This window comes from Patescibacteria group bacterium (assembly GCA_026415775.1).
Lineage (GTDB): Bacteria > Patescibacteriota > Minisyncoccia > UBA6257 > JAAZHW01 > SKW32.
Genome location: JAOAGL010000015.1, coordinates 1 through 411, shown reverse-complemented (window position 1 = coordinate 411; position 411 = coordinate 1). Strand labels below are relative to the sequence as shown.

Annotated in this window: 1 protein-coding gene; it reads left to right on the top strand. The window is 30.2% G+C overall.

The annotated features are described in order from the left end of the window. A partial coding sequence (locus N2692_03120; GenBank protein MCX8016257.1) for a type II secretion system GspH family protein occupies positions 1-411 on the top strand: 411 nt, incomplete at both ends.

Genomic DNA, 411 nt, shown 5'->3' with positions numbered 1-411 from the left:
TCACCCTCATAGAACTTCTAATTGTTATTTCTATCCTTGCAATTTTATCAGTAATTATTGTTCTTGTAATTAATCCTAATGAATTAATTAAACAAGCAAGAGATTCTCAAAGACTTTCAGATCTTCAAACAATTAACAAAGCTATTTCTTTATTATTAGTTGATAAACCTGGTGTTTTTCTAGGCCAAACTAATACAATATATACTTCTTTAATTGATCCTAATTCTACCTCCTGTGCTTCTTTAAATTTACCTCCTTTACCTTCTGGCTATCAATATCGTTGTTCTACTTCTACTCAAATAGCTCAAAAAATAGATGGTTCTGGCTGGCTTCCTTTATCTTTTTCTTCAATTTCTTATGGTTCTCCTATTTCAAAATTACCTCTTGATCCAATCAATCAAACATCAACAG